The sequence below is a fragment of the Ellagibacter sp. genome (genome assembly GCF_048412355.1).
Classification (GTDB): domain Bacteria; phylum Actinomycetota; class Coriobacteriia; order Coriobacteriales; family Eggerthellaceae; genus Ellagibacter.
The window spans coordinates 20,289-27,839 of sequence record NZ_DBFSAP010000012.1 but is presented as its reverse complement, the minus strand read 5'-3'; the positions used below and the strand labels follow the sequence as shown (position 1 = coordinate 27,839).

The window sequence follows — 7,551 nt, the reverse complement described above, 5'->3', positions numbered from 1 at the left end:
TCTTTTTGCCAATCTGCATTATAGCAGATGGGAGGCTTATAACTCACCCAAGCTGAAACCTAAGCGAAAGTCATTATCTGTACAATACCGAATGAAATGCCTGCATTTTACCGAACGGAAAGCCTGCAAACCGACTATAGCTCACCTGCTTTTTCGGCATAGAGCTTGAAAAGGTGGGCAACAATCTTCTCCTCGTCGCCGTTGAAGTCTACGTCGTAGGCGGCTTCAACTGCAGCGTCGAGTTCCTTGTGCGCAGAGAGCAGGTCAGTTGGCATTTTGTCGGGGTCGTACAGGTCAGCGAGCGTAGCACCAGGGTGTGCTTCGCGGGCATTCAGGACGCCTTGGGCGCAGGACTCGATAGCTGCGCGCTGTTCGGGCGTAGAATCCGGCCAGATGAAGTTGTTGTAGACGATACCGCCCGAATAGCGGTAGTCACTCTTGAGCCGCCCAGCCACCGTTCTCATCCAAGCGTTATGGAATTGCGAGTGGAGGACGCCGAAGTGATATAGGGTGGCATCGGGAATCAGGAACACCAGGTCGCTGCAGAAGGTTTCGGGACCGATGAACCCGAGCGGGATGTAGCGCCGCCGCTCCGAGGAAACTTTGGGAACGAGGACGGAACTGCCCTTCACTATTATTTCTGTGCCAAAGTGCTGAGGCGATTCGGCGGCTTTCAAGGTCTGCCTTCTTTTACTTGATAGCCGGTAGTCGCGTACGGCATTAGCCCTCTCCTGGCAGCACGGCATCGCAGCCATGTCCGATACGGAAGCATTTCCGAGCCATAGACACCATCGAGTTTCGCCATGGAGAAACTCGCGCGAACCGAGCCAAGGGTGAAAGAAACGTGCGGCAGTAGGTTCGGACGCCAAGAAGCCTTCCTTCTCCAATTCAGTGAATAGGTAGTTGCCGCCATCAATTGGCTGTGAACCGATTCCGATTTTAGGCACGTCGCATAGCGGCTTGCTGCGGTTCCATACGAAAACGCTCGGCGCATCCGCCAGGTAAGCATTGATGCTTCGCGGATGCTGCTGTTGGATTTTAGCGGCAGGAAGTCGAACTCCCGCAAAAGGATCTCCTACGTGGCCTCCATCATCTGCTCCTCGGCGATCCACAGCGCCGTTTTCGCCACGCTCACCGCGAAGTCGTTGATCTCGATGCCGTAGAACTGGTTGATGGAAACTTCGATGGGCTCAGCGTCCCCGTCGAGGCCAAAGCCCATCTGGTCGCCCTGCAAGTCCTCTATCACGCGGTTCTCCAGCTTGCGCAGCGACAGATAGCTTAGTGTTCATGCGCAACCGCTTCCGCTCCAGTTTTTCACTGGCACAATTCTACCCCTCCGTACATTTCGAGAGGCAGAGTTGCACGAGATTGCGCGATTCGGCAACTTACGCCCCATCCGCGCAATCGGGGCACAGGCCGGTGAAGATGATGTCGAAGCCCTCGATCTGGAAGCCGTGGGTGTCGCGCACGCTTGAAAGCAGGCCCTCGCTGGGCATCTCGACGTCGTAGACGACGCCGCATTCGCGGCAGATCGCGTGGTAGTGGCAATCGCAGCGAAAGTCATAGCGGTCGGCACCGCCCGCCACGGGAATATGGAGCACCTCGCCCTGCTCGGTCAGCACGTTCAAGTTGCGGTACACCGTCGCCCGCGAGATGCTCGGGTGCTTCTCGCGCACCGCGTCGTACACGTCCGCAGAAGTGGGATGGTTGTGAAGCGAGCGAACTGCCTCGAGCACAAGCGCTCGCTGTCGCGTGTTCCTCGTCGCCGCGCAACTAGCAGCACCCGCTTTCGCCGTAACCTTCGATACGTTCGCCATTTCGCCTCTTTTCAAGCTTGCTAATCGTAATCTTAATAGGAGTATATATCATTAACAGAACCTTTACGCAAGCATGATGAAGGCTCCGACGGAAAATCCATCGGAGCCTTCTGAATTGGAGAACTCAAGCTGTCGCGCGAGCGCTTGTCGGGCCTATACCGCCGACTCTCCGCGCTCATCGGTGCGGATGCGGATGACCTCGTCAATCGGAGCGACGAAGATTTTGCCGTCACCCACGTTACCCGTGCGCGCCGTCTCGGTGATGACCTTCACCAGCCCGTCGACCTCCTCGTCACCTACCACAAGCTCGAACTTCACCTTAGGCACCATGTTCAGCAGAACCTCGGTGCCGCGGTAGTATTCCTTCCAGCCATGCTGACTGCCGCAGCCGTTGACCTGGGAAATCGTCATGCCGCCAACCTTTGCCGCAAAGAGTGCCTCCTTGAGCGGTTCGAGCTTCTCGGGGCGGACAATCGCAGTGATCCTCTTCATAGGTTTCAACTCCTTCCTTAGAACTCGCCTAGTCAAGACCGATATAGGCAGGGTACGCGGACTCGCCGTGTGCCGCAACGTCGAGGCCTTGCGCCTCTTCTTCCTCGCTGACGCGCAGGCTACCCTTGAAGCACGCCTTCACGATGAGGCCAAGAATCACGTCGCACACGCCGACGAACACGATCGTGATCAGGATGCCCAGAATCTGGCTGCCCAGAAGCGAAGCATCGCCGGTGTAGATAAGGCCACCGAAGTCGGTCCAGGAAAGCTCGGGCACGCAGAAGATGCCAGTGCAGATGCCGCCGACGATGCCGCCAACTGCGTGGCAACCGAACGCATCAAGCGCGTCGTCGTAGCCAATCTTCGCCTTGCAGAAGGAAATCGCGAAGTAGCAGATGGGGGAAACGATGAGGCCCATGACGAGTGCGGCCCAAGGCTCCACGAAGCCAGCAGCGGGAGTGATAACGACGAGGCCCGCAACAAGACCGGTGGCAGCGCCAACGAGGGTGGGCTTGCCGACCTTCACGCGCTCGACGATCATCCAGGAAATGAGCGCCGCGCCAGATGCGACAACCGTGTTCACCAAGGCAAGCGCCGCAACGCCGTCAGCCGCGAACTCCGAGCCCGCATTGAAGCCGAACCAGCCGAACCACAGAAGCGTAGCGCCCAGGGCAACGAACGGGACGTTGTGCGGGCGGTAGCTCATCATGCCGAAGCCCTTGCGCTTGCCCAGAAGCAGGCAGAGAACGAGGCCGGTCAAGCCGGAGGAGATGTGGACAACATCGCCACCTGCGAAGTCGAGCGCGCCGATGGTGTCGCCGATGAGGCTGCCGTCGCCGCCCCAAACCATATGCGCCAGCGGCGGATACACCACGATGGTCCAAATGGCCACGAACGCGCAAATCGCACCATACTTCATACGGCCAGCAAGCGAACCAGTGATAATCGCTGTGGTAATCATGCAGAATGCCAGCTGGAAGACGACGTCCGCCATCGCGGGGTAGCAGTCGTGACTCAGCGCTTCGGGTGCCTCACCAGTGATGTTGGCGACCAGGCCCGTAAGACCGATCTGGTCGAAGCCTCCGAAGAACGGAATCGAACCGTCTCCGCCGTAAGCGAAAGACCAACCGAAAATCGTCCACGTGATTGCAACGATGCCCAAGACGCCGAACACCATGATCATAGTGTTGACAACGTTCTTGCGGCGTGACAGGCCTCCGTAGAAGAACGCAAGGCCAGGTGTCATAAGCAGGACCAGCATCGCGCAAACGATCATGAATCCTGTATTACCCGAGTCAAACATTGCATTTACCTCCTCTGTTTCTAGACGTGCATCTGTATGACAGAAAAGACAATCGCACCTCGAGACGGGCTCAAACGGCGCAATGCCGAGTGTTAACGTTCATTCAAACGCACCGTAACAAACGGGAAGCGCGAGCGAAACAGAAAAGAAATAACCCCAGGTCACTTGGCCTAGGGTTATTGTTTCAAGCGGATTTCAGAGCACCGCTCGCCGATGAGGTGAGGGTTGGTGCCCCGTTCTTGGAGTGCCGCCGCTCGCTTATGGCGCCGCCGTCTCAAGGGCAAGAATCCCTTTTCAGCCTGCATACCCTTCCCATAGCTTTGGCCTCATGGCGGGCCGCAGCACCCGGGTACGCTATCGATGCGGAGCGAATGCCCTCCTCGAGATTCTGGAGCGTGCAGTCAATGACCGTCTCAGCGCCCGCCACGCCCAATCCCCAAGCAGCGGCCTCGGCGACAATGTCAGCTCGCGTAAGCTTTTCGGGGTTTATCACCCCGTTGACGCGCATGGAAAGGATCTCCGTCCGGGGCTCAACCTCGGCGATGGGCACCACGTCATAGAGCGGCGCGAGCGTGGGAACCATTTGCTCGCGGTAGAGAAATGACGTGTTCTTGGCGTGCGCGTCCCAATTTCCAAGCACCAGATTCGCAACGAGCTGGCGTAACAACTCTCCCTTCTCGCTCTCGGGGTCGGGAGAGAACTTCTGCAGCAAGTCGGCGATTGCGGCATACGTTGGATCATCGCCCTTAGGCGCGCTCGCGGCAGCGTACTTACCGTGCGGATCGATTCCAAGCGCTTGGCAAGCGTCCTCTTGATGGAGTCTAACTACACGCTTGGAGACGTCATCGACAATTCTGTCATAGCGTTCGACCACAAGCGTGCCCGGTGCGTCGTCCAAGTCGAGCAGAGCCACCCTAGACGCACGCGCCGCGTGCCCGGCTGCCGTCACGGCCCAGGCCTCGGACTCCGCCAAGCCAGGGTAATGTTCGCTTTCAGGTTTAAGGATATGTGTGCTGGGACTGTCGTCCATCGGCAGCAGGACGTCATCGGCGGTGACGGAGCGCGCGCCCTCGGGAATCGTCGGCATAACAACGCACATCTTCTCCTGGAATCCGCCAAGCGACATGCGAAACAATCCGCTCTCCGCTTGTGGAAGCCGCTCCGTGGCGCTTGAGAGCTTTTCGGCCAACGCCGATGGGGAAATCTTCTCGAGGCGCAATACGCGAGCTCCCTTGCGGCCGCGCTCGAACACCCTTACCGCACCAGCGCACTCCCAGCCTATCTCTGCGAGAAGGCCAATCCAATCGTAGGGCGAGACGCCAAGGCTCCTGCAAATCTCGTCACGACGGCTTCCCTCGGGAAGCAAACCGTTGAACCATGCAGAGGTCTTTGCCTCGCCAAACGGGCGGCCCTTCGCGGGAAACGCCATCGAGAGCACTGGTCTACCGGCGAGTTTGTCGACGACCGCTTGCTCATACTCGAAGCGTCCGCCTTTGCGGTTTTCGACAACGTGTCCGATCAGATTTTCTCCCAGATATACGTCGAGTTGTCTCATTCGGTCACCTTCACGTCCGCGCCTTTGGGAACGATGACCATGCGAAAGCCCAGTTGCTGCAGGTAGCGGTCAACCTTGGACGCCGACACGTTCTTGCCCGTCTCAAGCGCCGAAAGCGTCACCGACGAGAAGCCAAGCTTTTTCGCCATCTCGACCTGTGTGATGCCGCGCTCCCTGCGTGCCTCACGCAAGAACTCGCCAATGTCCTCGTATGAGTAAGCGTTGGTCCACATGCTATGCCGCCGTTCAAAATATATTATATTCATTCTGTTGATAAAAATATACAAAATATTTAATAGTATCGCAATATCGCGAATGATAAGTATTTTGAATCCCCGATGCTGGAGGATGGACTCGAAGGTACGACAAAAGCCCGCGCCTTCGCTACGAGCTCGCCTGAGTATATGCAGGAATGACGAAAAGTCAGCACCTTCTACGCACAAGCATCGCCTGTTGCCCTCGTTAGAGTGCTTCGAGTTTCTCCTGAATGGCAGCGGTGATTCCTTCGGCGTCGAGGCCGAGCTCATGCATGAGGAAGTCAGGGGCACCTTGCATGATATAGCGATCGGGAATGCCCAGCGTGAGCACGGGCACCTTCTCGTTCTGGCGCGCGAGCTCGGCGAGCACCTCTTCCCCGACACCACCTGCGACCACACCGTCTTCGACCGTCACCACGAGACGGGTTTCGGATGCCTTGCGAATCGCCTCAGTATCGAGTGGCTTCACCCAACGCATGTCGACGACGCGAACGGGCAGGCCCGCTTCCTCAAGCACAGCCGCAGCCTCGTTCGCAGGCTCAACCATATTCCCGAACGCGAGGATCGCGATATCGGACCCTTCCCTCACCAGGCGAGACACGCCAGGCTCGTAGGTTTCGGGCTTGTCGGGAACGGGCACGCCGCACGCCTCGCCGCGCGGATAGCGCACCGCGAACGGCCCGCCGAGCGCAAGCGCGGTATGAAGGGAGTTCACGAGTTCCGCCTCGTTGGAGGGCGCAAGCACTCGCATATTGGGAACCATGCGCGTATAGACCAGGTCGAACATGCCGTGGTGCGTCGGCCCATCGGCGCCCACCAGGCCCGCGCGGTCGATGGCGAACACGACGTCGAGGTTCATGAGGGCGTTATTGACGATGAGCTGATCGATGGCACGCTGCAGGAAGGTAGAGTACACGGCGAACACCGGCTTGCGCCCGCCGATGGCAAGCCCCGCCGCCATACCGGCTGCGTTCTCCTCGCAAATGCCCACGTCGATGAAGCGGTCGGGGAATTCCTTCTCGAACGCGGTAAGCCCCGTGCCGCTTTCCATCGCAGCGGTGATCGCGACGATGCGCTCATCGGCGCGCGCCTCGTTCAAGAGAGCCTCGCCGAACACCGAGGTGTAGCTCGGCGCCTTCGCGGGCTTCTTTATGGCCTTGCCCGTGGCGATATCGTAAGGACCCGTACCATGGAAGCGCGTCGGCTCCGCCATCGCGGGACCGTACCCAGCGCCCTTCTTGGTGACCACGTGCATAAGCACCGGGCCGTCGGCCGCCAGGCACGTCGAGAGCATCTCCTTCAGCTCGTGGATGTTGTGCCCGTCAACCGGCGTCGTGCAGACGATGCCCAGCTGCTCGAAGATCATAGAGTGGGGAATGACGAACTGCTTCATCGATTCTTTCGCGTTGCGCCCGAAGTGCATGAGCGCGCTGCCGAGGGCGCCCGACTGCTCCATAGCCTCCTGCACACGGTCGCGCGTCGTGCGATATGACGATGACGTGCGTAAATAGCCGAGGTGCTTCATGAGCGCGCCGACGTTGCGCGAGATGGACATCTCGTTGTCGTTCAAGATAATGACCATGGGAAGCTGGGCCTGCCCAATGTAGTTCAGCGCCTCGAAGGCCATGCCTCCGCCTAACGCCGCGTCGCCGATGAGCGCGACGATCTTGTTCGCGCCGCCCGAAAGCGCCCGCGCCTTGGCAAGCCCGACGGCAATCGAAAGCGAATCGGACGCGTGCCCGGAGGCGTGTACGTCGTATTCGCTCTCGGAAGGCTTCGGGAAGCCGGAGATGCCATGGAACGTGCGCAGCGTATCGAAGCGATCGCGCCGCCCCGTCACAAGCTTGTGCGCATACGATTGGTGCCCCACATCGAAGATGAACTTGTCTTCAGGGCAGTTGAGAAGGCTGTGAACTGCAAGAATAATCTCGACCGCGCCAAGGGACGACGCCACATGGCCACCCGTTTTAGAAGTGGTGGTGATGATCTGCTCCCTGATCTCGCGAGCGAGAATCGAGAGCTCATCATCGGTGAGAAGTTTCAGGTCGGCAGGTGAATCGACCACGTCAAGTATGCGCTTATTCGCCATGATGCAAGAACTCCTCTTTCCCCCTCGCGCCTTCGCCG

General features: G+C 58.8%; 8 protein-coding genes. All 8 read right to left on the bottom strand.

Annotated features, from left to right (window positions below; genetic code table 11):
* Positions 1-134: 134 nt before the first annotated feature.
* The gene (locus ACMRQN_RS01425; RefSeq protein WP_417296265.1) at positions 135-1,112 is read right to left on the bottom strand and encodes a type IIL restriction-modification enzyme MmeI; all 978 of its coding nucleotides are present in this window, start codon (positions 1,110-1,112) and stop codon (positions 135-137) included.
* Positions 1,076-1,273: a DNA methyltransferase gene (locus ACMRQN_RS01420; RefSeq protein WP_417296287.1), complete on the bottom strand. Its 198-nt coding sequence runs from the start codon at positions 1,271-1,273 to the stop codon at positions 1,076-1,078. Before ACMRQN_RS01420 ends, ACMRQN_RS01425 begins: the two co-directional genes overlap by 37 nt.
* Before the next feature lie 112 nt (positions 1,274-1,385).
* On the bottom strand, positions 1,386-1,817 hold the full coding sequence (locus ACMRQN_RS01415) for a Fur family transcriptional regulator (RefSeq protein ID WP_418733506.1): 432 nt from the start codon (positions 1,815-1,817) through the stop codon (positions 1,386-1,388).
* Positions 1,818-1,970: 153 nt separating this feature from the next.
* Positions 1,971-2,309: a P-II family nitrogen regulator gene (locus ACMRQN_RS01410; RefSeq protein ID WP_297155522.1), complete on the bottom strand. Its 339-nt coding sequence runs from the start codon at positions 2,307-2,309 to the stop codon at positions 1,971-1,973.
* A 28-nt stretch (positions 2,310-2,337) separates the two neighbouring features.
* Positions 2,338-3,612, bottom strand: a complete 1,275-nt coding sequence (locus ACMRQN_RS01405; RefSeq protein ID WP_418733505.1) for an ammonium transporter — start codon at positions 3,610-3,612, stop codon at positions 2,338-2,340.
* A gap of 274 nt (positions 3,613-3,886) precedes the next feature.
* Entirely contained in the window at positions 3,887-5,167 is a 1,281-nt protein-coding gene (locus tag ACMRQN_RS01400) for a type II toxin-antitoxin system HipA family toxin (RefSeq protein WP_418733504.1), read from the bottom strand.
* Positions 5,164-5,400, bottom strand: a complete 237-nt coding sequence (locus ACMRQN_RS01395) for a helix-turn-helix domain-containing protein (RefSeq protein WP_418733503.1) — start codon at positions 5,398-5,400, stop codon at positions 5,164-5,166. Before ACMRQN_RS01395 ends, ACMRQN_RS01400 begins: the two co-directional genes overlap by 4 nt.
* 229 nt (positions 5,401-5,629) lie before the next feature.
* A complete protein-coding gene (gene dxs / locus ACMRQN_RS01390) occupies positions 5,630-7,513 on the bottom strand; it encodes a 1-deoxy-D-xylulose-5-phosphate synthase (RefSeq protein WP_418733502.1) in 1,884 nt (627 codons plus the stop codon).
* Between the last annotated feature and the right edge of the window lie 38 nt (positions 7,514-7,551).